The sequence below is a fragment of the Streptomyces sp. NPDC047971 genome (assembly GCF_040653355.1).
Taxonomy (GTDB): Bacteria; Actinomycetota; Actinomycetes; order Streptomycetales; family Streptomycetaceae; genus Streptomyces.
Genome location: NZ_JBEZNW010000021.1, coordinates 39542 through 62771 on the forward strand (window position 1 = coordinate 39542; position 23230 = coordinate 62771).

Consider the following 23230-nt stretch of genomic DNA (forward strand, 5'->3'; position numbering starts at 1 on the left):
TACCTTGCGGTGTCTCCCACATGGCGCTCAGTCGCCCTGCGAGGAGCCGAGAGTCAACGTCTTGGTCTGCTCCTTGCCGCCGCGCGTCAGGGTCAGCTCCAGCCGGTCCCCGGGGCGGTGGGCGCGGATCTTGACGATCAACTCCTCGCCGCTGTGGACCCGCTGGCCGTCGACCTTGGTGATCACGTCGCCGGGCCGGACGCCCGCCTTGGCCGCGGGACCGCCGGGGGTGACGGAGGCCGAGCCGTCCTTGCCCTTCTCCCCCACGCGGGCCCCGTCGCCGTTGAACTGCATGTCGAGGCTCACACCGATGACGGGATGGGTGGCCTTGCCGGTGTTGATCAGCTCCTCGGCGACCCGCTTGCCCTGGTTGATCGGGATGGCGAAGCCCAGGCCGATGGAGCCCGCCTGGCCTCCGCCGCCGTCGCCGCCGTCGCCGCCTCCGGCGGCGCGGATGGCGCTGTTGATGCCGATGACCCGGGCCTTGGAGTCGACCAGCGGACCGCCCGAATTGCCGGGGTTTATCGGTGCGTCGGTCTGGAGCGCGTCGACATAGCTGACGTCGCTGCCGTCACCCTTCTCGCCGCCGGCCGTGATGGGCCGCTCCTTGGCGCTGATGATGCCGGAGGTGACGGTGTTCTGGAGGTCGAAGGGGGCGCCGATGGCCACGACCGGGTCGCCGACCCGCACGTTGTCGGAGTTGCCCAGCGGCAGCGGCTTGAGCCCCGAGACGCCGGTGACCTTGACGACGGCGAGGTCGTAGCCGCTGTCCTTTCCGACCAGCTTGGCGCTCGCGGTCTCGCCGCTGCTGAAGGTGACCGAGATGTCCCCGGAGGAGGAGGCCGCGTCGACCACGTGGTTGTTGGTCAGGATGTGGCCCTGGGTGTCCAGGACGAAGCCGGTGCCGGTGCCCGAGGCGCCGCCGCCGCTGACGTGGAGCGTGACCACGCTGGGCAGGGCGCTCGCGGCGATCCCGGCGACGCTGTCGGGTGCCCGTCCGGAGTCCTCGGGGCCGGCCTGGGGCAGCTCGATCGTGCTGATGCCACCGTGCCGCTCGACGTAGGCGCCGACCGCGCCGCCGACGACACCGGTGATCATGGCGAAGACCAGCGCGCCCGTGAGCGCGAGGCCGCGCCGGGAGCGGCGCCGCTTGGCCGGCGGCTCCGCGCCGATGGTCAGCGGGGCGAGCGCGGCGCCCATGGCCCCGGGAGCGCCCCAGGGGTCGTACTGCACCCACTGCGCGGGCTGCTGAGGCTGGGGATGGGCCTGCGGGGCGGCCTGCTGCGGCATGGGCTGCGGTGCGGGAGCCGGGGGCCCCTGCTGGGGTACGGGCTGCGGAGGTACGGGAACCCCGTGTCCCTCGGCGGCCATCGGGCGCTGCACCGGCGGGGCGGGGGCCCAGGGGCCGGGACCGCCGTAGGGCGGGGTCCGGTACTCGTCGGGCTCGTGCAGCGGGCGCGGCGCACCGACCGGCCCGGGAGCCGCGTCCGGCGCGCCCTCATGGACGCCGGGGACGGCGTCGTGTCCCGGAGCCGAGGGAGCGGCCTGGGTCGGGACGAGGTCGGGGGTACGGGCCTGATCCGGCGTTTCGGCCTTCGCCGGGACCGGGGCGTCGGCCAGGTCCAGGACCTCGGTCGTGGCCTGGGCCGAGGCCGGGTCGTCGGGGCGCTGTTCCGGGACGACCCGGTCCGGCGCGGCGGCCGCGTCGGCGGGCCCGGCGGCCGACGGGCCGTCCGAGACCGCGGGTGCGGCGAGCGTGAAGTCCCCCTCGTCCGTGGCCGGCGGCTCCGGTGTCTCCGCCCGGCCCTGGCCGGGGTGCCCCCCGGCCGACGGCGCCGTGGGCCGGCTCCACCACTTCGGCTTCTGGCCGGTGGGCTTCCCGTCGTTCATGCTCTCCCCGCAACAGCTGGCCTGTCCGTGCCCGACCGTGTCGGGCACTCGTGACCTGGATTCAACCAGGTCCCGGGTCAGCGTTGGGAGGTGAGCGGGATCGTCGACGAACCGGAGGCCGTCGACGTGGCCGGAGCCGAGGTGACGGTCGGGCCCGTGTGCGTGGTGAGCCCGGACCTGAACGCCAGGTGCAGGGCCGGTCCCGTCGGCCGTATGAACGGCGAGAGGGCCAGCAGCGACGGCGGAGCCTGGTCCTGGAACCGGCCGGTCACCGCGGGCGTCGCCTCGCCGGGGACCAGGGGTCCTGGCGCCACGACGCCGGGCGCCGACAGCGGCGTGCCGAGGGGACCGGTCGTGGAGGCCGCGACCGGCCGGTCGCCCGAGCGCCCGCCTCGGCCGGTGGTCGAGGCCAGGTTCGTGCCCGCGCCGTTCCCCGGGTTCGAGCCGGTGCCGCCGCCCGAGGCGGCGGCCCGCAGCGGGGTCACGGTGTTGCCCGTGCCCTCGCCGCGCGCGCCGACGTTCACCGAGGACTCCAGCGGCAGGGCGCCGCCGAGCGCGATGGCGGCGAAGGAGACCGCGCTGGCCGCGGCGATGCCGAAGCGTCGCCCGCGCCAGGGCGAACGGTCCTGGTCGGGGCGGCCGCCGACCGCGTGGATGCGGAAGCCGGAGTGCGGGGAGACGACCGCCGTGGCGAAGCCGTCGGACTTCACCGAGCCTGGCCCGTCGGACCCGCCGGGTCCGCCCAGGCCGAAGAGGTCGTCGAAGGGTCCGCGACGGTCGTCGCCGCCCGGATCACCGGGGCCCCCGGGCAGCCCCTGGAGACGGGCGAGGAGCCCTTCCGAGGGCGGCGGGGGCGCGGCGGAGGCGAAGACGCTCTTCAGCCTGCGCTGGGCGTCGGCTTCCGCCTTGCATTTGGCACAGGTCGCGAGGTGCGCGAGGACCCGTTCGCGGGCGTCGTGGCCGAGCTCCCCGTCGACCAGCGCGGCGAGCCGGTCCCCGAGGTGCTGCTCCGCGGGGGTCGGGCCGGCAGGACGTGTGTTCACGCCGTACCGCCCTCCCAGCCGACGGTGGCCAGCGCGCGCTCCGCCCTGGCCTCGGGGGAACGGTGCTTCAGCGCCTTGCGCAGGTGGGAGCGCCCGCGGTGGATCCGGCTGCGGACGGTGCCGAGCTTCACGCCGAGCGTCGCGGCGATCTCCTCGTACGAGAGTCCCTCGATGTCGCAGAGCACGACCGCGGCCCTGAACTCCGGCGCGAGGGTGTCGAGGGCCTGCTGGACGTCGGCGTCGAAGTGCGTGTCGTTGAACGCCTGCTGGGGCGAGGGCTCACGGCTGGGCAGCCGCTCGGCCGCGTCGTCGGCGAGCGCGTCGAAACGGATCCGCTGCTTGCGGCGGACCATGTCGAGGAAGAGGTTGGTGGTGATGCGGTGCAGCCAGCCCTCGAAGGTGCCCGGCGTGTACGTCGACAGCGAGCGGAAGACGCGGACGAAGACCTCTTGCGTGAGGTCCTCGGCGTCGTGCTGGTTGCCGGTCAGCCGGTAGGCGAGGCGATAGACCCGGCCACTGTGCGTGCTGACGATCTCCTCCCATGTGGGCGGAGTCCACGCCTGCGATTCCGCATCCGATGCGAAGGTCGCGGTGGTGGGAGCGGAGTCGGCGGTGTGGATTCGGTCAGCGGTGTCGGTCACGGATTTCGGCTCACCCGCCGACCTGAGAAGACGCCGAAGCACTCCTCCCCGATCCACAGGCGCAGCCGCACCTCCCCTATCGGCTCTGGTGGTGTCCAGTGGAGCCCCTACCATAGCCACCTCGCCCGTTAGCTCCGGATAAGAATCTTTACGCGAATTTGGGGACGGCCGAACCGGCGCTCCGCATCGGGTCCCACCTCCTCAGAACGCGCGGTCCCATCTGCGGGTTCCCGCGCGCAGCGGATACAGTCACCGTTGCGCCAACTACGGGGACAGGAGAGGGCCATTACCGCCAACCGGCAGACGAGCTGGGCGTTCGCCGACGCCTTTGTCGCCGAGGACGAAGCGCTGCGCTGGGCCCGTGACCGGGCCCGGGAGGCAGGGCTGCCCTCGGTGTCTCCGGGCACCGGTGCCGCTCTGCGCCTGCTGGCGGCCACGGCGGACGCGAAAGCGGTGGCCGAAATCGGTACGGGCACGGGAGTGTCCGGGATCTATCTGCTGCACGGGATGCGTCCGGACGGGGTCCTGACGACGGTGGACCTGGAGCCGGAGCGTCAGCAGTTCGCGAAGACGGCCTTCCGGGCCGCGGGCTTCGCCGGGAACCGGGCGCGTTTCATCCCGGGTCGCGCCCTGGACGTCCTGCCGCGGCTCGCGGATGGCGGATACGACCTCGTCTTCTGCGACGGCGACCGGCTGGAGTCCCTGGACTACCTCGCTGAATCGTTGCGCCTGCTGCGACCAGGGGGTCTGGTCTGCTTCGAGGGCGTCTTCTCGGACGGTCGCACGGTCGACTCGGCGGCCCAGCCGGCCGAGGTGCTGCGGGTGCGCGAGCTGTTGCGGGCGGTCCGCGAGAGCCAGGAGCTGCTGCCCACCCTGCTGCCGGTGGGCGACGGCCTGCTGTGCGCGGTGCGACGGCCCTGAGCCCCGGGGGAATCCCCGCAAGGACCCCCGACACACCCCTGCCCCGGCGCGGTGGGTACCGTGCCGGGGCAGGAGTGGACAATCCTGGCTTGTCGCGTCAGCCGACTACCTGCTTCAGGGCGTCGCCGAGTGCTTCGGCCTCGTCCGGGGTCAGCTCGACGACAAGCCGACCGCCGCCTTCGAGCGGAACGCGCATGACAATGCCCCGCCCCTCCTTGGTCACCTCGAGCGGGCCGTCGCCCGTCCGCGGCTTCATGGCCGCCATGCCTGTTCCCCTTCCTGAAACCAGCTCTTCGTCAGCCGACGGCCCCTGATCGGGAGCACACGTCACCGGCATCGAACACATTGCTTCCAGGTCATTATCCCGCATCACAGGACCCGATGACCAACATCAGGTTGCATCGCTTGTGCAACGCGCTTCCGCAAAACCGCCCTTTTCGGCGATCAGCCTGCGATACTTCGCCGCCGCCCCGCCGATCCTCCCCCGTCGGGCTTTGACGCAGCTCACATGTGCGGGGTGCGTGATCTCCGCCATCCTGGGGGTCCCCAGGACGACGTCCGGGGGAGGTCAGGACGAAAAAGACGCGAAGGGAAGCCCCGATGGCCGACACCGTTCTGTACGAGGTGAGCGACGGACTCGCCACGATCACGCTCAACCGGCCCGAGGCCATGAACGCGATGAACGTCGAGGCGAAGGTCGCCCTGCGGGACGCGGCGGAGGCCGCCGCGGCGGACACCGCCGTACGGGCCGTGCTGCTGACGGCGGCGGGCGACCGGGCGTTCTGCGTGGGCCAGGACCTGAAGGAGCACGTGGGCCTGCTGCTGTCGGACAAGGAGTCCGGGACGCAGCACACCATGAACACCGTCCGGGACCACTACAACCCGATCGTCAAGGCGCTCACCGGGATGCGGAAGCCCGTGGTGGCGGGCGTCAACGGCGTCGCGGCCGGGGCCGGCTTCGGCTTCGCGCTGGCGGCGGACTACCGGGTGGTGGCCGACACCGCCGCGTTCAACAGCTCCTTCGCGGGTGTCGCGCTCACCGCCGACTCCGGCATGTCGTGGACGCTGCCCCGGCTGATCGGTGCGAGCCGCGCCTCCGACCTGCTGCTCTTCCCGCGCTCGATCAGCGCGCGGGAGGCGTACGAACTCGGCATCGTGAACAAGCTGGTCCCGGCCGCCGACCTCGCCGAGGAGGCCCTGAAGGTCGCCCGCGCCCTGGCCGAGGGGCCGACGGTCGCCTACGCGGCCCTCAAGGCGTCGCTGGCCTACGGGGCGGATCACTCGCTGTCCGAGGCCCTGGAGAAGGAGGACGAGCTCCAGACGGCGGCCGGGGCCTCCGAGGACCACACGATCGCGGTCCAGGCGTTCCTGGCGAAGGAGAAGCCGCGGTACGTGGGCCGGTGACACCGGCCGTGGCCCGGGTCGTCGTCAGCGGCGGCCCCGGGCCACGCACTCCTTCAGATGGTCGTCGACGAGGCCGCACGCCTGCATCAGGGCGTAGGCCGTCGTCGGCCCGATGAACCGCAGGCCGCGCTTCTTCAGCGCCTTGGACAGGGCCGTCGACTCGTCCGTCACGGCCGGGACGTCGGCGAGGGTGAGCGGCGCCGGGCGGGTCGCCGGATCCGGGGCGTACGACCAGATCAGGGCGTCGAGCTCGCCGGGCGACCAGGTCGCCAGCGTCTTCGCGTTCGCCAGGGTCGCGTCGATCTTGGCCCGGTTGCGGATGATGCCCTCGTCCAGGAGGAGCCGCTCGCGGTCCGCCTCGCCGAACTCCGCGACCGAGGCGATCCGGAAGCCGGCGAAGGCCCGCCGGAATCCCTCGCGGCGGCGCAGGATCGTGATCCAGGAGAGACCCGACTGGAACGCCTCCAGGCACAGCCGCTCGAACAGCGCGTCGTCGCCGTGGACGGGTCGGCCCCACTCCTCGTCGTGGTACGCGACGTAGTCCTCGGCCGACAGGCCCCAGGGGCAGCGCGGGCGGCCGTCCGGGCCCGTGACGGCTCCGCCGCTCACCGGTCCTCGTCCTTCCGCAGCGAGGGCCCCGCCCCGCCGTTCCCGCCCGCCAGCGCCGCCTGCAGCTCCGCGATCCGCGCGTCCCGCTCGGCGAGTTCGGCGCCCAGGCGGCCCAGGACGTCGTCCACGTCGGCCATGCGGTAGCCCCGCGCGGTCACCGGCAGCCGGAGCGCCTCGATGTCGGCGCGGTCGACGGGCCGGGACGCCGGAAGGGGGTCGATCAGCTGCTCCGGTGCCACGTCGGGCAGCACCTCGCTGTCGCCTCCGCCGACCACCGCCAGGGTGACCGCCGCGACGACCACGACCATCGCGATCAGCAAGAACCAGAACACCAGCGCGCCTCTCCCCGGAATGGAAAACGTCCCACCGCCGATCGTGCCATGTGCCACCGACGGTTAGGGTCACTGGCGAACGGACGCGAGGGAGGACAAAAGGGATGCTGCGCTTGGGACGGCGTGAATTCGGGCCGCATGAGCCGGTGATCATGGCGATCGTCAACCGGACCCCCGATTCCTTCTACGACCAGGGCGCCACCTTCCGCGACGAGCCGGCTCTCGCCCGCGTGGAGCAGGCGGTCGCCGAGGGCGCCGCCATCATCGACATCGGCGGGGTGAAGGCGGGCCCCGGCGAGGAGGTCACGGCGGAGGAGGAGGCGCGGCGCACGGTCGGCTTCGTCGCCGAGGTACGGCGCCGGCATCCGGACGTCGTCATCAGCGTGGACACCTGGCGCGCCGATGTCGGCGAGGCGGTCTGCGAGGCCGGCGCGGACGTCCTCAACGACGCGTGGGGCGGGGTGGACCCGCGGCTCGCGGAGGTCGCCGCCCGGTACGGCGCCGGCCTCGTCTGCACCCACGCGGGCGGCGCCGAGCCGAGGACCCGGCCGCACCGGATCGAGTACGAGGACGTGATGGCCGACATCCTGCGGGTGACCGTGGGGCTGGCGGAGCGCGCGGTCGAGCTGGGCGTCCGGCGGGACGGGATCATGATCGACCCGGGTCACGACTTCGGCAAGAACACCCGCCACAGCCTGGAGGCGACCCGGCGGCTCGACGAGATGACCCGGACGGGGTGGCCGGTGCTCGTCTCGTTGTCCAACAAGGACTTCGTGGGGGAGACGCTGGACCGGCCGGTGAAGGAGCGGGTGCTGGGCACGCTGGCGACGACGGCGGTGTCCGCGTGGCTGGGAGCGCAGGTCTACCGCGTGCACGAGGTGGCCGAGACGCGGCAGGTCCTGGACATGGTGGCGACCATCGCGGGGCACCGCCGGCCCGCCGTGGCCCGGCGGGGCCTGGCGTAGGCGCGGGGTGCCGGGCACCCCGCGCCCGGCACCGAGGCCGCCGGGCGCGGCGATCCTCAGCGGCCGCCCGTCTCCTTCGTGACCAGGGCGACCGCCTCGTCCACGTCGTCCGTCACGTGGAAGAGCAGGAGGTCGCGCTCCGATGCCTTGCCGCCCGCGACGACCGAGTCGCGGAGCCAGTCGACGAGGCCCTTCCAGTACTCCGTGCCGAAGAGCACGATCGGGAAGCGGGTCACCTTGCGCGTCTGGACCAGGGTGAGCGCCTCGAAGAGCTCGTCGAGGGTGCCGAGGCCGCCCGGGAGGACCACGAAGCCCTGCGCGTACTTCACGAACATCGTCTTGCGGACGAAGAAGTAGCGGAAGTTCACGCCGATGTCGACGTGCGGGTTGAGCCCCTGCTCGAAGGGGAGCTCGATGCCGAGGCCCACCGAGATGCCCTTGGCCTCCCGGGCGCCCTTGTTCGCCGCCTCCATGGCGCCCGGGCCGCCGCCCGTGATCACCGCGAAGCCCGCCTCGACCAGCGCGCGGCCGAGCCGCACGCCGGCCTCGTACTCGGGCGAGTCCGGCTTCGTGCGGGCCGAGCCGAAGACGCTGATCGCGCTCGGCAGTTCGGCGAGCGCGCCGAAGCCCTCGACGAACTCGGACTGGATGCGCATGACCCGCCAGGGGTCGGTGTGCACCCACTCCGAGTCGCCCTCGGTGTCCAGCAGACGCTGATCCGTGGTGCCCGGCTGGACCTGCTCGCGGCGCCTGAGCACCGGTCCCAGCCGCTGCTCCTCCGGCTTCTGCGCTCCCTCGGGGATACCCATGGCCTGCTCCCTCCACCGATCCACTGATCTTCTGGTTCGGTCAGGGTAGGTGCACGGACGTGACAAAAAGCGAAATTACGGCTGTCAGGCAGTGAGCCAGTCGCGGAGCCGGTCCTCGCACCGGACGATCCGCTCCACGACGACGTGCTCGTCGACCTTGTGGGCGTAGATCGGGTCACCGGGGCCGTAGTTGACCGCGGGGACGCCGAGCGCGCTGAAGCGGGCCACGTCGGTCCAGCCGAACTTGGGCAGCGCGGTGCCGCCGACCGCCTTCATGAACTCGGCCGCGGCCGGGTGGGAAAGGCCGGGCAGGGCGCCGCCGCTGTGGTCGTCGATCACGAACTCGGCGACCCCGCAGTCCGCGAAGACCTCGCGGACGTGCGCCTCGGCCTCGGCCTGCGTGAGGTCGGGGGCGTAGCGGTAGTTGACGACGACCGTGCAGGCGTCGGGGATGACGTTGTTGGCGACGCCGCCCTCGATCCGCACCGCGTTGAGGCCCTCGTGGTACTCCAGGCCGTCGATGACCGGCTTGCGGGGCTCGTACGCGGCGAGGCGGGCGAGGACCGGGGCGGCCGCGTGGATGGCGTTGGAGCCCATCCAGGACCGCGCGGAGTGGGCGCGCTCGCCCTCCAGGTGCAGGAGGACCCGCAGGGTCCCCTGGCAGCCGCCCTCGACCTCGGCGTTCGAGCCCTCCAGGAGGATCGCGAAGTCGCCCTCCAGCCAGTCGGGGTGCGCCTCGGCGACCTTCCCGAGGCCGTTCAGGTGGGCGGCGACCTCCTCGTTGTCGTAGAACACGAAGGTGAGGTCGCGGTTGGGCTCGGGGACGGTCGCGGCGATCCGGAGCTGGACGGCGACGCCCGACTTCATGTCGGTGGTGCCGCAGCCCCACAGGATGCCGTTCTCGTCGAGGCGCGAGGGAACGTTGCCCGCGATCGGGACGGTGTCGATGTGGCCGGCCAGGACGACGCGCTCCGCGTGGCCGAGCCGGGTGCGGGCCACGACGTTGTTGCCGTACCGGTCGACGGTGAGGTGCGGCAGGGCGCGCAGGGCCTGCTCGATCGCGTCGGCGAGCGGCTTCTCTGTCCCGCTGACGGAAGGGAAGTCGACGAGCGCGGCGGTGAGCGCGGGGCCGTCCATCGTGAGGTCGAGGGGAGCATTGTCAGCCATGTGCCGACCCTAACCCGGCCTCCAGTACGGTTGGCCCCGTGTCCGAGCCCAACCGCCACCCCCGCAGCTCTCGCTCAGGCCGTCTCGCCAGGTTCACGGCCGGGTTCGTCGTGCTCCTCGGCCTGGCCGGCTATCTCACCGTGCACCACGTCACGGGCCCCAAGGGCGCTCCGGGCTGCACCGTGGGCAGTGGCGAGAACACGTACACGTTCTCGCCGGAGCAGGCGTCGAACGCCGCCACCATCTCCGCCGTGGGCACCACGCGGCGGATGCCCGAGCGCGCGGTCACGATCGCCCTGGCGACGGCGCTCCAGGAGTCCGCGCTGCGCAACATCCGGCACGGCGACCGGGATTCGCTCGGCCTCTTCCAGCAGCGCCCGTCCATGGGCTGGGGCACGCCGGAGCAGATCATGGACCCGGTGTACTCCTCGGGGAAGTTCTACGAGGGTCTCGCGAAGGTCCCCGGCTATTCGCGGCTCCCGCTGACCGTGGCGGCGCAGAAGGTGCAGCGCAGCGGTTTCCCGCAGGCGTACGCGAAGCACGAGCCGGACGCGGCGCTGCTCTCCGCGGCGCTGACCGGCCGCTCGGCGGCGTCCCTGAACTGCACGACGAGCCCGTCGAAGGACGGGCAGCCGGGGGATCCGGCGAAGGTGCGGGCGGAGCTGGTGCGGGCCTTCGGCGAGAAGGCGGCCCCGAAGCCGGCGGGCGGGAGCGGGGGCAGCGCGGGACGGTCCGGGGCGAGCCTGGGCGGGGCTCCCGCCGTGCTCACCGTGCCCGTCCTCGCGACCACCGGCACGGATGCGCAGCGAGGCTGGGAGCTGGCCCACTGGGCGGTGGCGCGGGCGGACGACCTGCGGATCTCCGAGGTCGCCTACGCGGACCGGGTCTGGCGCGCGAGCGACCCCTCCGGGGCGTGGCGGAAGACGGACGGCGACAGCGGCGGCGGGGTTCGCGTCCGGCTGGCGCAGTAACCGAACACCGACCCGAGCGCGCGTACGGGATGTCACCCGACCGGGCTGTTCGCCCCATTCCGGGTGCTCGTCACTCCCCCTCACCGTCCCGCACGCCCATCCCCTTGCGGGACACGGGCAGTGACGGTTCGGCAAGGGGTGGATCTTCGGGCGCGTTCGTCCGCTTTCCTCCCGACCCGATAATGCGACGCATCCCGCAGCCTTTACCTTCGACCGCCGAAACCTCAGCCTCCCCCGCCTCGGTTGTCACGGAGTCAGAACGTCCTCTCCGTCGAAGGAGCACCATGTCCCTCCCCCTGACCCGTCGGATCGCCCGCGCCGCACTCCTCGTGGCGGCCGGAGCAGCCCCCGTGGTCGGTGCGGCCGGGTCCGCGAGCGCCCTGGACCACAGCATCGCGCCCACCGGAGCCCTCTCCGGTGTCTCCAGCCTGGACGGCGCCGGTGTCGGCAACGCCGTCGACGGCGCCTCGCAGACCGCCACCGGCGTGGTCGGCGACACCGGCGGCAAGGCCGTCGACTCGGCCGTCCCGGCCGCGGGCAAGACCGTGGGCGCGGCCGGCAGGACCGCCGCCCCCGCCGCGCAGAAGGTCGCGGGCGACACCGCGGGCAGCGCGGGCGAGGTCCTCGGCGAGACCGCCGGGAGCGCCCCGGCGGCGGGCGGCCTCGGCCAGGCCCTGCCGGCCGGTGGCGGCGCGCCCTCCCTGGGCGGTCTGCCGCTCGGCGGCTGAACCGGCCGGGTACTCCGGCACCGGTGCGGCAGAGGGCCCGGGGAGCGTCACGCTCCCCGGGCCCTCTCGCGTCCGTGCGGGTCAGCCGAGCCGCTTGACGGCCGCCTCGACCCGCTCGTCGGTGGCGGTGAAGGCCACGCGGACGAACCGCTCCCCCGCCGCCCCGTAGAAGTCCCCGGGGGCGACCAGGATGCCCTTCTCCGCGAGGTGGGCGACCGTCTCCCAGCACGGCTCGTCGCGGGTCGCCCACAGGTAGAGGCTCGCCTCGCTGTGCTCGATCCGGAAACCGTGCGACTCCAGGGCCGCGCGCAGGGCCGCGCGCCGGGCGGCGTACCGCTCCCGCTGCTCGGCCACGTGCGTGTCGTCGCCGAGGGCGGCGACGGTCGCGGCCTGCACCGGGGCGGCGGTCATCATGCCGCCGTGCTTGCGGATCTGCAGCAGCTCGCCGAGGACGGCCGCGTCGCCCGCGATGAACGCGGCGCGGTAGCCGGCCAGGTTGGAGCGCTTGGAGAGCGAGTGGACGGCGACGATCCCTTCGTACGTACCGCCGCAGACGTCCGGGTGGAGCACGGAGACCGGGTCGGCCTCCCAGCCCAGCTCCAGGTAGCACTCGTCGGAGAAGACGAGGATGCCGTGCTCACGCGCCCAGGCCACGATCCGGACCAGCTCGTCCTTGGCGAGCACCTTGCCGGTGGGGTTCGAGGGCGAGTTGAGCCAGAGCAGCTTGACCGCGGCCGGGTCGAGATCGGCGACCGGGTCGTCGTAGACGACGGGCTCGGCGCCGCAGAGCCGCGCGCCGACCTCGTACGTCGGGTAGGCGAGCCGCGGGTAGGCGACCTGGTCCCCCGCGCCGAGCCCCAGCTGGGTCGGCAGCCAGGCGACCAGCTCCTTGGAGCCGACGACGGGCAGCACGTTCGTGTGCGCGAAGCCGACCGCGCCGAGGCGCCGCTCGCACCAGCCCGTCAGCGCGTCCCGCAGCTCGGTGGTGCCCCACACCGTGGGATAGCCCGGCGAGTCGGCCGCGGCGATCAGTGCCCGCTGGATCAGCTCCGGCACCGGGTCGACGGGCGTGCCCACGGACAGGTCCACGATGCCGTCCGGGTGGGCGGCCGCCGTCTTCTTGTACGGCTCCAGCTTGTCCCAGGGGAAGACGGGCAGGCGCGAAGAGACTGCGCTCACGAGTTGGCTCACTTCCTCGTCACGTACGGGGTGACGCGTCGGGCGGGGTGACACGTCGGGAAACGCGTCGGCCCCGTACAGCGGGCGAAGCCGTACGGGACCGAAGGCGGTTGATCAGCCGTTCTGCGGCGGCAGGGCGGCGATGAAGGGGTGGTCGCGCTCGATCAGGCCGAGCTTGGAGGCACCACCGGGCGAACCGAGCTCGTCGAAGAACTCGACGTTCGCCTTGTAGTAGTCCTTCCACTCCTCCGGGGTGTCGTCCTCGTAGAAGATGGCCTCGACCGGGCACACCGGCTCACAAGCACCACAGTCGACGCATTCGTCCGGGTGGATGTACAAGGACCGGGAGCCCTCGTAGATGCAGTCGACGGGGCACTCCTCGATGCAAGCCTTGTCCTTGACGTCGACACAAGGCTGCGCGATGACGTAGGTCACGCTGTCGTTCCTCCTCGGTAGGGCTGGTCTGCGCGGGAGCGCGGCGTCGTCGATGCCCGCCCCTAGTATCTCCGTTCTTGGGGACGATCCGAACAGGAGGGGCGGAGAAGCTGTGGAATTCACCGCTGGAGGGCGCCTTGAGGTGCGTATTACCCGCGCTGACGTGGGAAAACGTGTCTCAGTTCGGTACGTGACGGAGTCCGCTGCCCCGGGTGAACGCTTCACCGACGCGGTCGGTGTTCTCACATCATGGGACGCGGGTGTGCTGCTGATCACACGCCGGACCGGTGAGAGCGTCCGGATCGCGGAATCCGCGCTGGTCGCGGGCAAGGTGGTCCCCGCGGCCCCGGCCCGCCGCCGTGGGCCCGCCGCCTCCTTCGAGGAGCTCGCGCGGGTGCTGGCCCGCGCGTGGGAGCCGGTGGAGAGCGAGCCCCTCGGCGAGTGGACCCTGCGGGCCGCCTCGGGGTTCACCCGGCGGGCTAATTCGGCGCTGCCGCTCGGCGACCCCGGGCTCCCCCTCGACGAGGCCCTGGAGCGGGTACGCGACTGGTACGCGCGGCGCGGGCTCCCCGCCTACGTCCAGACGTCGACCGGCGCCGAGGGCACGCAGGAGCTTCTCTGCGCGGAGCTGGAGCGGCGCGGCTGGTACCCGGAGGTCTCGGCGGAGGTGCGGACCGGGGGGCTGGCTCCGATCGCGGACCTGGACGCGGACGTGTCGCCGGTCCGCCTCTCCCGGTCCCTGGACGCCGGCTGGCTCGGCCGCTACAACCGCTCGGGCGAGCCCGGACCGCACGTGCTGAAGGTGCTGACCGGCGGCCCCAGTGTGTGGTTCGCGTCCGTACCGGGCACGGGAGACATACCGGCCGCGATCGGGCGCTGTGTGGTGGACGGTCGCTGGGCCGGGTTCATGGCGGTGGAGGTCGACCCCGCGCTCCGGCGTCAGGGCCTGGCCACGGCCGTCATGACGGCGCTCGCCCGGCAGGCCCTCGACGAGGGCGCGTCGGCGGCCTGGCTCCAGGTGGAGCAGGACAACGACGGGGCGCGGGCGCTGTACGAGGGCATGGGCTTCGCGGTCCATCACCACTACCACCACTACCGGGCGGCGGAGGCGGGAGCGAGGTGACCGGCGTGACCGACTGGCGGCGGGAGTTCGCCCAGGAGGCCCGTGCGCGGCGCCCGGATCTCGCACGGCTCTGTCTGCTGATCGGGGCGGAGGCGGACCCGACGGTCACGGAGGCCGACCTCGACGCGGCGGAGATCGAGCTGGACCGGCTGGCCGGCGAGCTGCCGTACGGTATGCGCGACCCCGAGGAGTGGGCGGCGGCGCTCGCCCGGCTGCTCGGCGGCCGGTACGGCTTCCAGGGCGTCCCCGCCGACTACCAGCGGCTGGAGTCCTCGCTGCTCCACGAGGTCCTGCGGCGGAGGCGGGGCCTGCCGATCCTGCTGTCGGTGGTCTGGATGGAGGTCGCGCGCCGGGCGGGTGCGCCGGTGTACGGGCTCGGCCTGCCGGGCCACTTCGTCATCGGCTTCGGCGACCCGTCGGCCCAGGTCCTCGCGGACCCCTTCGCGGGCGGCCGGGCGATGACGGGCATCGACGCGGAGCTCCTGGTGGCGGGCGCGACCGGTGAACCCCTGGAACCCTCGATGCTGCGCCCCGCGGACCCGCTGGAGATCGTGCTGCGCATCCTCAACAACATCCGCGCCTGGGCGACCCCTCGCCCGGAACGCTCCGCGGTCGCGCTGTGGGCCGTGGAACTCTCCCTGCTCCTCCCCTCGCACCCGGCGCGCCTCCGCTACGAACACGCGGAGCTGCTGGTCCAGCGCGGCGAGTTCCTCGCGGGCGCGGCGGAGATGGAGGCGTACGCCACGGTGGTCGACGCGGTCGAACCCAGCGCGGCGGCGTCGATCAGGAACAGGGCGCAGGCGGCGCGGGCGCTGCTGAACTGACCGCCCCGGGCGGACGGTGGCGGCCGCCGTCCAGGCCGTCGCCGCCCCGGCCTCGGCCCGGGAGCCGTCTCAGACGCTCGGGACGCCGCCGGCGCCGGGGCAGCCCATGGCGAGGGCGAGCCGGTGGGAGAGGTCCTGGAGGACGCGGATGTTCGCCTCCTTGACGCTGCCCTCGCGCGGGCGGGGGCCGTAGACCAGCTCCGCGTGCACGATGGGCTTGCCGACGCCCTTCACCTCGCAGGCGAACCACAGGTCGGCGCTCGCGTCGCCGCCTTCCGCCAGCAGACCGACGGGCAGGCGTGCCGCCGCGACCACCTCGGGCTGCGGCGCGGGCACCCGGTCGACCTCCTCGAACAGCACCGTCATCTTCGCCGGGCTCTCCTCGGGGTCCTCCACGTCCGGCTCGATCACGCAGTCCGTCCGCACCCCGCCGCTGTCGAGCTCGGGGTCGTGCAGCATCTCCTTCAGCGAGTCGGCGACCTCGTACGAGCGGTACGCGAACCGCTTCGTCTCCGAGATCCGCTCCAGCGCCTTCGCCGCCTTCGGCGACAGGCCCCCGCAGACCGCGGCGGCCGCCACCGTCGACGTCGCGGCCTGTCCCGGGTCGCCGACGCCGCACGCCGTGACCGTCATCGCCAGCCCCAGGCCGCCCACGGCCCGCCTTGCCGCACCCATCACGTCTACCCCTCAGTGAGCCGAGTTCCCGCGTTCACCCCAGCAAGTCTCGTCAGCTCGGGGACCCTCGGATCGTAGTCAGGCAGACCGTGGGTAACCCTTTCCCACCTGAGGAATTCGCATTCCGCCGGTATCTTCACAAGCCGCGCACGACAGGTTCACCATCGCAACCTCGTGAGGACGTGAAGGAGCCCCGCCCGGGATGCCGGGCGGGGCTCCTTCACGTCGCGGTACGGACCGTCAGCCCTCGCCGTCGAGGTCGATGACCTTCGTCCGCTCGGCCGCGGTCTTGCCCATCAGGGCGTCGCGCATCACGAAGGCCACGTCGTCGGCGGAGACCTGGTGCTTCCGGCCGTCCGCCTTGGTGATCATGATGCCGTCGAAGACGCCGTCGAGGAGCTCGTCGATCGCCTTCTTGTCGTAGACCTCGACCAGACGGCCGTTGACGGCCTTCATGGAGAGGATCTGCGGCAGCGAGCGCGCCGGGCCGAACTTGATCTCCTTCGGGCCCGCCTTGATCAGGATCACGCCGGACATCGCGGGCTGGGCGAACTCCCTCATCGCCCGGTCGAGCTCGGCCTGGGTGACGGTGGGCTGGCGGGTGACGACGGGCAGCTCGACGGGCTTCGACTGCCCGGTCTGCACCTGGGCGCGGAACGCGTCCTTCACGAAGATCATCGAACGGGCGACGTCCAGGCCCTTGCCCGGCTTCCCCGGCACGGCGGTGACCTTGCCCGGGGAGAACGTGATCGTGCCCTCCGTCGCCGACCCGGACGCGCCCGAGACGTCGGCGAGGGCGACGGCCAGCTTCTCCTCGTCGACCGGAAGCTTCGGTTCGGCGACGCGCTCGCCGCCGAAGAGGGAGCCGATCACGGAGACGGGGTTGTAGTCGCTGCCCGCGGCCGCCCGGACGGTCTCCTGGCTGTCGAGGGTGAGACCGGCCTTGTCCGGCGAGAGCGCGACCGTCTTGCCGCCGACGTCGAGCTGGAGGGGCGCGTGGGCACGCTTGCCGAGGGCGGCCTCCAGCTTGTTGACCGCCTCCTCCTTCGTACCGCCGCCGATGTCGACGCCGAGGACGGTGGTGCCCTTGGGGACGTCGGAGTGGTTGAGGAGCAGTCCGGCGCCGTAGGCGACGCCGACCAGCCCGAACACGCCGACGCCGACGAGGACGAGCTTGGAGCGGCCCTGCTTCGCCGGGGCGGGCGCGGGCGTCGGCCTCCTGGGCGCGGCGGGCGCCGGGGCGCCGCCGACGACCTCGGGGGCCGAGAAGCCGTGCTCCGGGGCTCGGGGCGCGCGGTCGGGGCCGGACGGGCCGCCGGGGCCCGAGGGCACGACGGGGATGCCGCTCGTGAGCGTGTCCCCGGAGACGTGGCCACCGGGGCCGGCGCCGGGAGGGGTGACCGGGCCGGGGCTCTGCGGGGTGAGGACGGCGGTGTCGTCGGACATGCGCGGCGCTCCCCCGAAGGGGCCGCCGGCGACGGGGCCGCCGCCACCCATCGGCCCGCTTCCTCCCGGGCCGCCGGCCGGTCCGCCCGCGAGAGGTCCGGCGCCCATCGGGCCGCCCACCGTGCTGCTGCCGGTGACGGGCCCGGTGGTCGGGCCGCTGGGCGCCTCCGGGGCGTACGGCGCGCCGTCGGGGCCGTACCCGGCCTCCTCCTGCGGCGGCGGCGTGAGGAACATCGGGGTGCCGGCCGCGGGGGTCGCCGAGATCGAGGCGCCCCCTATGGTCGGGATGCCGCCGGTCGCGGGTCCCGCGAAGCCGGAGCCGCGTGCCGGACCGCCCGACGCCGGGGGCCGCGGGCCGGGGGGAGGCGTGCGGCCGGGCGCGCCGGGACCGCCACGCGGTGCCGCCCCGCCCCGAGGGCCGGGGCCGCCACGGGGACCGGCGCCGGGACCGGCGCTCCGTCCGGCGGGCGCCGAGGGGGCGGAGGCCCCGGAAGGCCCGGACGGAGCGGGAGGCGCGGCCGGGGTCGCGGGCGCGGCGGGAGCGGCTCCCTTGCGCGGGGCGAACCAGTCGCTGGTCGGCTTCTCCTCCGCCTTGGGGGGCTCCGCCTGGGCCGGCGGCTCGGGGGCCGGTGCGGGCGCGGGCGCGGGTGCCGGGACGGCCTCGGCGGCCGGGGCGCTCTCGCGCTCGGGCTTCGGCGCGTCCCCGTCCGCGACCGGCTTGCGGACCACCACGGGCGGGATCGGCCGCGAACCCGGGATGTTGATCCGGATCCGGGTGGTCAGCGTGGTCTCGGTCTTCGGCTCCTCCGGCTGGGGCGGAGCGGGCACGGCGGAGGCGCCGGCCGGGTCGTCGGCCCCGTCCTGCGTGGGGTGGAGCGACGGATACTGGCGGGATCCGTACGGCGGTGTACCCGACGGGTACGCGGCTCCACCGCGCCCCTGGGCGCCGGAGGACGAACTGTCAGTCTCTCGACCAGTTTCACGACTCAAAGCAGGTTCTCCCGGTTGGCTCCACCGCCCGCTCTTGCTGGTGCTCGTGTACCCGGGCGGCTCGGCGGCGCGCACCACCATACTGGCCGTCGCCGACAGGCACCCGACGGCCGGGGACCGAGTACGGGGCATTCCGGCCGAAGTCCGGACGCCCCTCGCTCAAGTCGGCCTGTTCACGGGGCCGGTCGCGGCAGCCGCGCCATGGTGGCACACATCACAGCGACGGCCATGCCTCCAAGAAGGTAGATCATCTCGGCCGCCCCGCCCGCGAAGACCCCGTCGCCTTCCGGGCGTCCGAGGCTGAGCAGCACGATCGTCACCAGCCAGCCCACGCCCGGCGCGACGATGCCGAGCTGGGTCTCGGTGGCGCGCAGCCCGCCGTAGAAGACGCCGGCGGTGGCGAGCAGCGAGAGAACCAATCCTCCCGGGAACCATGCGGTTTGGGCCAGCGAGCCGGCGGCGCCGACCGCTGAGCCGAGGACGAGGAGGAATACGTACCAGACGACCCGGACGTTCACGATCCCTCCACTCCCGCGAAGAGGTCGGTCTCCCGCACCCCCGCCGGTGTGCCCGGCGTGCCGCTGACCAACTGGTAGTACTCCGTGGTGAAGATCGGCTGTCCCAGTTCGTTCGACAGCGCGAAGAACGGCCCATCGACGGCGATTTGGGTGGCATGTGCCCGCATCGCGGCGGTCTTGCGGTCCGTATGGCCCGCTTCTCCGTCGATCTCGGCGGTGATCAGGAACTCGTCCACGACTCCGGGGACGTCGTCGATCTCGGCGATGCCGGGGAAGTCGGCGCCCTCGGCGCGCAGCCGGGCGAAGCCGGACTCGGCGACCGGGCGCGGGACCCGGTTCCAGTAGATCTTCACGATCGTGTGCGCCGGGCCGAGGTCGGGGCGGTACGAGGCGTCCGCGGCCAGCTCGGCGGCGCGCATGGCGACCCGGTGGGCCTGGATGTGGTCGGGGTGGCCGTAACCGCCGTCGGGGTCGTAGGTGACCAGGACCTGGGGGCGGGTCTCCCGGATGATCTCGACGAGGTACGGGGCGGCGGTGTCGACGTCCGTGTTCCAGAAGGCGTTCTCGCGCCGGTTCTGCTCGACTCCCATCATTCCGGAGTCACGGAAGCGTCCGGGGCCGCCGAGGAAGCGGTGGTCGGTGACGCCCAGCTCCTTCATCGCGGCGGCGAGTTCGCCGACGCGGTGGGCCCCGAGCCGGTCCTCCCGGTCGGGTGCCAGATGGGCGAGTTCGGGCGGAATGACCTCGCCCTCCTCGCCGAGCGTGCAGGTCACGAGCGTGACCAGCGCGCCCTCGGCCGCGTACTTGGCCATGGTGGCGCCGTTGTTGATCGACTCGTCGTCGGGGTGCGCGTGCACCAGGAGCAGACGACGGGCTGGGAGAACCGTCATGGCCCCACCCTACGAGGCAGGGCCCGGATCGGGACGGCGGGCCGCGCGACGGCGGCCGCGAGAGCCCGGCTCAGAACTTGAGGCCGCCGATCATGCCCGCCACGTTCGTGGTGAGCGTGCTGATGGACGGGGCGATGGACGAGCTCGCCAGGTAGAACCCCAGGAGCGCGCAGACCGCCGCATGTCCAGCCTTCAGCCCGGATTTCCGGATCAGCAGGAAGACGACGATCGCCAGCAGCACCACCGCCGAAATCGAGAGTGCCACGGCGGTTCACCTCCACACTTCTTCGGTCGGATATTCGGACGGTCAGGTCGGCGAGCATGTGCCAGCTGTCCCCTACCCACCCAGCGCTACGGATCATAACTATGTGTGGCACCGCATTGATGGTGTACGGGGGCACAGGGGGGCGCACAGCGCTAGGTTCGATCGCATGACCTCCAGGCAACAGCGGTCGTTCCCGCTCTCGTTCCCCCGTCAGTACGCCCGGACGCAGCGCTTCACCCTGGGCCTTCCGCGGGCGTTCTCGGTCTCCCCGGACGGTGAGCGGGTGGTGTTCGTGCGCTCGTCGTCGGGTACGGACCGCTCGCACGCGCTGTGGGTTCTGGACCTGGCCGGGGAGGTGCGGGAGCGGCTCGCGGCGGACCCGGAGGCGCTGTTGGAGGGCGCGGCCGAGGAGTTGTCGGCGGAGGAGCGCGACCGGCGGGAGCGGAGCCGTGAGGGTTCGGCCGGGATCGTGTCCTACGCGGTGGACGGGGCGGTGGAGTTGGCGGCGTTCGCACTGTCGGGGCGGCTGTTCGCGGCGGAGCTGAGGGCGGGGACGGCACGGGAGCTGAGGGTGCCGGGGCCGGTGATCGATCCGCGGCCGTCACCGGACGGGCGGCGCATCGCCTATGTGACGGCGGGCGCTCTGCGGTCGGTGGGTGCGGACGGGCAGGGCGACCGGGCGCTGGCGGAGCCGGAGGACTCGCACACGACCTACGGGCTGGCGGAGTTCGTGGCGGCCGAGGAGATGGGGCGCTCGCGGGGCTTCTGGTGGTCGCCCGACTCGGACCGCCTGCTGGTGGCGCGGGCGGACGACCGGCCCGTGCGGCGGTGGTGGATCGCGGATCCGGCGCACCCGGACCGGGAGCCGCGGGTGGTGCCGTACCCGGCGGCGGGCACGCCGAACGCGGAGGTGCGGCTGTACCTGGTGGATCTGGCCGGGGAGCGTACGGAGGTCGACTGGGACCGGGAGCGGTATCCGTATCTGGCCCGGGTGCACTGGTCCTCCGACGGCCCTCCGCTGATCCTCGTACAGGCGCGTGACCAGCGCACCCAGCTGTATCTGGCGGTGGACGCGGAGACCGGGGCGACGCGGACGGTGCACGCGGACGAGGACCCGGTGTGGCTGGAGCTGCTGCCGGGGGCGCCGGCCTGGGGGCCGGGAGGGCGGCTCGTGCGGATCGCCGACGAGGCCGGGGCGCGCGTCCTGGCGGTCGGGGACCGGGCGTTGACGAACGCGCAGCTCCACCTGCGGGCCGTCCTGGACGTCGGGGAGGACGACGTCCTGGTGTCGGCGTCGGCGGGCGAGGAGGCGGCGGAGCCGGAGATCGGCGAGATCCATGTCTACCGGGTCGGCGAGCGGGGTGTGGAGCGGGTCTCGGAGGGGACCGGAATTCACTCGGCGGTGCGCGGCGGAGCGGTGACGGTGCTGTCCTCGGCCCGGCCCGACGCGGCGGGGAGCGTGGTGCGGGTGCTGCGGGACGGCGAGCAGGTGGCGGTCGTCGGCGCGCACGCGGAGACGCCGGTGCTGTCGGCGCGGGTGCGACTGGTGGCGGGGGGCGCACGGCGGATTCCGTGCGCCGTCCTGCTCCCCTCGGGGTACCGGGAAGGTGACGGACTACTCCCCGTGCTCATGGATCCGTACGGCGGGCCGCACGGCCAGCGGGTGGTCGCGGCGCACAACCCGCATCTGACGTCCCAGTGGTTCGCCGACCAGGGCTTCGCCGTGATCGTGGCGGACGGCCGGGGCGCTCCGGGCCGGTCTCCCGCCTGGGAGAAGGCGATCGCGAACGATCTGACACCCACCCTCGACGACCAGGTCGAGGCGCTGCACGCGCTGGCGGAGGACTTCCCGCTGGACCTGGGGCGGGTCGCGATCCGGGGCTGGTCGTACGGCGGCTATCTCGCCGCCCTCGGGGTGCTGCGGCGACCGGACGTCTTCCACGCGGCCATCGCGGGGGCGCCGCTGTCGGACCTGCGGCTGTACGACACCCACTACACGGAGCGGTATCTGGGGACGCCGCAGGACCGTCCGGAGGTGTACGCGGCGAACTCGCTGGTGACGGACGACGGTCTGTCGGCACCGGAGAACCCCGCGCGGCCGATGATGATCATCCATGGTCTCGCCGACGACAATGTGGTGATGGCCCATACCTTGCGTCTGTCCTCGGCGCTGCTCGCGGCGGGGCGCCCCCATGAGGTCCTGCCGCTGACGGGCGTGACCCATATGACGCCGCAGGAGCAGGTGGCGGAGAATCTGCTGCTGCTTCAGGTGGACTTCCTGAAGCGGTCGCTGGGGCTCGTCGAGCCGTAGTCACCAGCCGGGTGGCGGCGGGGACGGCGGGGACGGGGGCAGCGCGGCCACCGGCCGGTGGCGGGCGGTCCCGGCGGCGGCGCCGCGGCCGGCGAGCAGGATCAGTACGGCGATCCCGGCGAGCAGCCCGTAGGCGGAGGTGGCGAGGGTGAGCCGGCCGTCGTCGTCCAGCGCGCCGAGGTGCTCGACCCGGCCGAGCCGGAAGGCGATCGCCACTCCGGCACCGCCCCAGCCGGCCAGGAGGAATCCCGCGAGCAGCCCGAGGGGCCGCGCGAACGGGACGCGGGCGAAGGCACTCGCGGCGGCGAGCAGGAACAGCACGGCGAGCATCACGTTCAGCCAGCCCGGTGGCACGGCGAGCGCCGGCAGCAGGAGCGAGCGGCCGCCGGTGAAGCGGTCGACCGTGAACTCGACGGGCAGCGCCCGTGCCCCGTGCACCTCCCACGCCGCCCAGGCGACGCCGGCGCCCGCGAACAGGATCCCCGCCGCCACGGCCGCGCCGGTCCCGAGGCGGCCGGGCAGCTCGTCGCGGGACTCGGCGGGGCGACGGCCGGCCGCCGAGGTGACGACGAGACCGGTGGCGAGGGCGAGCGTGATCAGGGTGGTGACGAGGGCGTCCACCCCGGTGGCCCACAGGCCGGGGAGCCGTAACGCCAGGGTGACGGCCCCGGTGGCGGCGAGCGCGGACGCCGCGGAGGGGGAGCGCAGCGCGGTGACGGCGGTGGCGACGCAGGCGATGAGGAGGAGCGGGTCGACCAGCGAGGTGGCGGCCCGCCGCCGCGGCAGGAAGGCGCTCTCCCCCGCCCAGTACCAGGCGAGTTCGGCGGGTGAGCCGAAGGCCGCGAGGTCGCGGAGGAGCCAGACGGCGATGACGAGTGCGAGTGCGCCACAGAGCGCGGCGCCGGTGATGCGTGCCGGTCGAGTCACTGTCACGGAGCCGATACTCACCGCAACCACGCACCGAAACAAGCGGTTCCGCTTGCCACGGCCGGCCGGGGCGACATGGCGCGTCCCGGCCGGCCTACGGCACCCGCACGGCCGTACGCTGTCGAGTCTGCCGCGTTCGTATATCGGAGCCGGGTCGGGCAAGTTGC

At 73.3% G+C, this 23230-nt stretch carries 24 protein-coding genes; 8 read left to right on the top strand and 16 right to left on the bottom strand.

Features of this window, described 5'->3' with window-relative positions:
* Window positions 1-27: 27 nt before the first annotated feature.
* From AB0D99_RS20665 to sigE, 3 genes are all read right to left on the bottom strand, one after another.
* Window positions 28-1890 carry a trypsin-like peptidase domain-containing protein gene (locus tag AB0D99_RS20665; RefSeq protein WP_362363838.1) on the bottom strand — a complete coding sequence of 621 codons (1863 nt, stop codon included), beginning with the start codon at window positions 1888-1890 and terminating at the stop codon, window positions 28-30.
* A gap of 77 nt (window positions 1891-1967) precedes the next feature.
* A complete protein-coding gene (locus tag AB0D99_RS20670; RefSeq protein ID WP_362363841.1) occupies window positions 1968-2933 on the bottom strand; it encodes a zf-HC2 domain-containing protein in 966 nt (321 codons plus the stop codon).
* Complete coding sequence (sigE, locus tag AB0D99_RS20675) at window positions 2930-3688, bottom strand: RNA polymerase sigma factor SigE (RefSeq protein ID WP_362363844.1); 759 nt, start codon at window positions 3686-3688, stop codon at window positions 2930-2932. Before sigE ends, AB0D99_RS20670 begins: the two co-directional genes overlap by 4 nt.
* A 141-nt stretch (window positions 3689-3829) precedes the next feature.
* Here sigE and AB0D99_RS20680 point away from each other — a divergent pair, with 141 nt between their 5' ends.
* Window positions 3830-4495: an O-methyltransferase gene (locus tag AB0D99_RS20680; RefSeq protein ID WP_362363847.1), complete on the top strand. Its 666-nt coding sequence runs from the start codon at window positions 3830-3832 to the stop codon at window positions 4493-4495.
* Between the two features lie 97 nt (window positions 4496-4592).
* On the opposite strand, the gene AB0D99_RS20685 is transcribed toward AB0D99_RS20680, so the two are convergent.
* Window positions 4593-4760: a DUF3117 domain-containing protein gene (locus tag AB0D99_RS20685; protein WP_006346801.1), complete on the bottom strand. Its 168-nt coding sequence runs from the start codon at window positions 4758-4760 to the stop codon at window positions 4593-4595.
* Window positions 4761-5095: 335 nt separating this feature from the next.
* Here AB0D99_RS20685 and AB0D99_RS20690 point away from each other — a divergent pair, with 335 nt between their 5' ends.
* Window positions 5096-5899, top strand: coding sequence for an enoyl-CoA hydratase-related protein (locus AB0D99_RS20690; protein WP_362363851.1), 804 nt, complete (start codon window positions 5096-5098; stop codon window positions 5897-5899).
* A 24-nt stretch (window positions 5900-5923) separates the two neighbouring features.
* On the opposite strand, the gene AB0D99_RS20695 is transcribed toward AB0D99_RS20690, so the two are convergent.
* A complete protein-coding gene (locus AB0D99_RS20695; protein ID WP_362363854.1) occupies window positions 5924-6508 on the bottom strand; it encodes a DNA-3-methyladenine glycosylase I in 585 nt (194 codons plus the stop codon).
* Complete coding sequence (locus AB0D99_RS20700) at window positions 6505-6840, bottom strand: DivIVA domain-containing protein (protein ID WP_362363856.1); 336 nt, start codon at window positions 6838-6840, stop codon at window positions 6505-6507. Before AB0D99_RS20700 ends, AB0D99_RS20695 begins: the two co-directional genes overlap by 4 nt.
* Window positions 6841-6944: 104 nt before the next feature.
* Between AB0D99_RS20700 and folP the strand changes: the two genes are divergently transcribed.
* Window positions 6945-7805, top strand: coding sequence for a dihydropteroate synthase (gene folP, locus AB0D99_RS20705; RefSeq protein ID WP_362363859.1), 861 nt, complete (start codon window positions 6945-6947; stop codon window positions 7803-7805).
* A gap of 56 nt (window positions 7806-7861) precedes the next feature.
* On the opposite strand, the gene AB0D99_RS20710 is transcribed toward folP, so the two are convergent.
* Window positions 7862-8614 carry a TIGR00730 family Rossman fold protein gene (locus AB0D99_RS20710; RefSeq protein WP_362363862.1) on the bottom strand — a complete coding sequence of 251 codons (753 nt, stop codon included), beginning with the start codon at window positions 8612-8614 and terminating at the stop codon, window positions 7862-7864.
* Window positions 8615-8698: 84 nt separating this feature from the next.
* A complete protein-coding gene (gene dapE, locus AB0D99_RS20715) occupies window positions 8699-9781 on the bottom strand; it encodes a succinyl-diaminopimelate desuccinylase (RefSeq protein ID WP_362363865.1) in 1083 nt (360 codons plus the stop codon).
* 38 nt (window positions 9782-9819) lie between these two features.
* Between dapE and AB0D99_RS20720 the strand changes: the two genes are divergently transcribed.
* A complete protein-coding gene (locus AB0D99_RS20720) occupies window positions 9820-10752 on the top strand; it encodes a hypothetical protein (protein ID WP_362363868.1) in 933 nt (310 codons plus the stop codon).
* Between the two features lie 284 nt (window positions 10753-11036).
* Window positions 11037-11480, top strand: coding sequence for an ATP-binding protein (locus AB0D99_RS20725; protein ID WP_362363871.1), 444 nt, complete (start codon window positions 11037-11039; stop codon window positions 11478-11480).
* A gap of 81 nt (window positions 11481-11561) precedes the next feature.
* On the opposite strand, the gene AB0D99_RS20730 is transcribed toward AB0D99_RS20725, so the two are convergent.
* Entirely contained in the window at window positions 11562-12659 is a 1098-nt protein-coding gene (locus tag AB0D99_RS20730) for a bifunctional succinyldiaminopimelate transaminase/glutamate-prephenate aminotransferase (RefSeq protein WP_362363874.1), read from the bottom strand.
* A 114-nt stretch (window positions 12660-12773) separates the two neighbouring features.
* Window positions 12774-13094: a ferredoxin gene (gene fdxA, locus AB0D99_RS20735; RefSeq protein WP_003985062.1), complete on the bottom strand. Its 321-nt coding sequence runs from the start codon at window positions 13092-13094 to the stop codon at window positions 12774-12776.
* A gap of 112 nt (window positions 13095-13206) precedes the next feature.
* Between fdxA and AB0D99_RS20740 the strand changes: the two genes are divergently transcribed.
* Window positions 13207-14217 (top strand): GNAT family N-acetyltransferase, encoded by a 1011-nt coding sequence (locus AB0D99_RS20740; protein WP_362363877.1) that lies wholly within the window; start codon window positions 13207-13209, stop codon window positions 14215-14217.
* A 5-nt stretch (window positions 14218-14222) separates the two neighbouring features.
* On the top strand, window positions 14223-15041 hold the full coding sequence (locus AB0D99_RS20745; protein ID WP_362363880.1) for a transglutaminase-like domain-containing protein: 819 nt from the start codon (window positions 14223-14225) through the stop codon (window positions 15039-15041).
* Between the two features lie 69 nt (window positions 15042-15110).
* On the opposite strand, the gene AB0D99_RS20750 is transcribed toward AB0D99_RS20745, so the two are convergent.
* The 5 genes from AB0D99_RS20750 to AB0D99_RS20770 all read right to left on the bottom strand — a co-directional run bounded on the left by AB0D99_RS20750 (window position 15111) and on the right by AB0D99_RS20770 (window position 19825).
* Window positions 15111-15716: a hypothetical protein gene (locus AB0D99_RS20750; RefSeq protein ID WP_362363883.1), complete on the bottom strand. Its 606-nt coding sequence runs from the start codon at window positions 15714-15716 to the stop codon at window positions 15111-15113.
* A gap of 240 nt (window positions 15717-15956) precedes the next feature.
* Window positions 15957-18233: a hypothetical protein gene (locus AB0D99_RS20755; RefSeq protein WP_362364063.1), complete on the bottom strand. Its 2277-nt coding sequence runs from the start codon at window positions 18231-18233 to the stop codon at window positions 15957-15959.
* Between the two features lie 92 nt (window positions 18234-18325).
* A complete protein-coding gene (locus tag AB0D99_RS20760; RefSeq protein ID WP_362363886.1) occupies window positions 18326-18670 on the bottom strand; it encodes a DUF6113 family protein in 345 nt (114 codons plus the stop codon).
* Window positions 18667-19560, bottom strand: coding sequence for an N-acetyl-1-D-myo-inositol-2-amino-2-deoxy-alpha-D-glucopyranoside deacetylase (mshB, locus tag AB0D99_RS20765; protein WP_362363889.1), 894 nt, complete (start codon window positions 19558-19560; stop codon window positions 18667-18669). The genes AB0D99_RS20760 and mshB overlap by 4 nt, the downstream gene beginning before the upstream one ends.
* Window positions 19561-19630: 70 nt before the next feature.
* Window positions 19631-19825: a hypothetical protein gene (locus AB0D99_RS20770; protein WP_137993529.1), complete on the bottom strand. Its 195-nt coding sequence runs from the start codon at window positions 19823-19825 to the stop codon at window positions 19631-19633.
* Window positions 19826-19991: 166 nt separating this feature from the next.
* Between AB0D99_RS20770 and AB0D99_RS20775 the strand changes: the two genes are divergently transcribed.
* Complete coding sequence (locus AB0D99_RS20775) at window positions 19992-22136, top strand: prolyl oligopeptidase family serine peptidase (protein WP_362363892.1); 2145 nt, start codon at window positions 19992-19994, stop codon at window positions 22134-22136.
* Here the strand turns inward: AB0D99_RS20775 and AB0D99_RS20780 are convergent, their stop codons facing one another.
* Window positions 22137-23069 carry a hypothetical protein gene (locus AB0D99_RS20780; protein WP_362363895.1) on the bottom strand — a complete coding sequence of 311 codons (933 nt, stop codon included), beginning with the start codon at window positions 23067-23069 and terminating at the stop codon, window positions 22137-22139. It lies immediately after the preceding gene.
* Between the last annotated feature and the right edge of the window lie 161 nt (window positions 23070-23230).

What these genes read in the sequence shown, in the direction of transcription:
- AB0D99_RS20665 (WP_362363838.1), bottom strand. Translation starts at nt 1,890, where the DNA reads ATGAACGACGGGAAGCCCACCGGCCAGAAGCCGAAGTGGTGGAGCCGG.
- sigE (WP_362363844.1), bottom strand. Translation starts at nt 3,688, where the DNA reads ATGGTAGGGGCTCCACTGGACACCACCAGAGCCGATAGGGGAGGTGCG.
- AB0D99_RS20685 (WP_006346801.1), bottom strand. Translation starts at nt 4,760, where the DNA reads ATGGCGGCCATGAAGCCGCGGACGGGCGACGGCCCGCTCGAGGTGACC.
- AB0D99_RS20690 (WP_362363851.1), top strand. Translation starts at nt 5,096, where the DNA reads ATGGCCGACACCGTTCTGTACGAGGTGAGCGACGGACTCGCCACGATC.
- folP (WP_362363859.1), top strand. Translation starts at nt 6,945, where the DNA reads ATGCTGCGCTTGGGACGGCGTGAATTCGGGCCGCATGAGCCGGTGATC.
- AB0D99_RS20710 (WP_362363862.1), bottom strand. Translation starts at nt 8,614, where the DNA reads ATGGGTATCCCCGAGGGAGCGCAGAAGCCGGAGGAGCAGCGGCTGGGA.
- dapE (WP_362363865.1), bottom strand. Translation starts at nt 9,781, where the DNA reads ATGGCTGACAATGCTCCCCTCGACCTCACGATGGACGGCCCCGCGCTC.
- AB0D99_RS20725 (WP_362363871.1), top strand. Translation starts at nt 11,037, where the DNA reads ATGTCCCTCCCCCTGACCCGTCGGATCGCCCGCGCCGCACTCCTCGTG.
- AB0D99_RS20750 (WP_362363883.1), bottom strand. Translation starts at nt 15,716, where the DNA reads ATGGGTGCGGCAAGGCGGGCCGTGGGCGGCCTGGGGCTGGCGATGACG.
- AB0D99_RS20755 (WP_362364063.1), bottom strand. Translation starts at nt 18,233, where the DNA reads ATGGTGGTGCGCGCCGCCGAGCCGCCCGGGTACACGAGCACCAGCAAG.
- mshB (WP_362363889.1), bottom strand. Translation starts at nt 19,560, where the DNA reads ATGACGGTTCTCCCAGCCCGTCGTCTGCTCCTGGTGCACGCGCACCCC.
- AB0D99_RS20775 (WP_362363892.1), top strand. Translation starts at nt 19,992, where the DNA reads ATGACCTCCAGGCAACAGCGGTCGTTCCCGCTCTCGTTCCCCCGTCAG.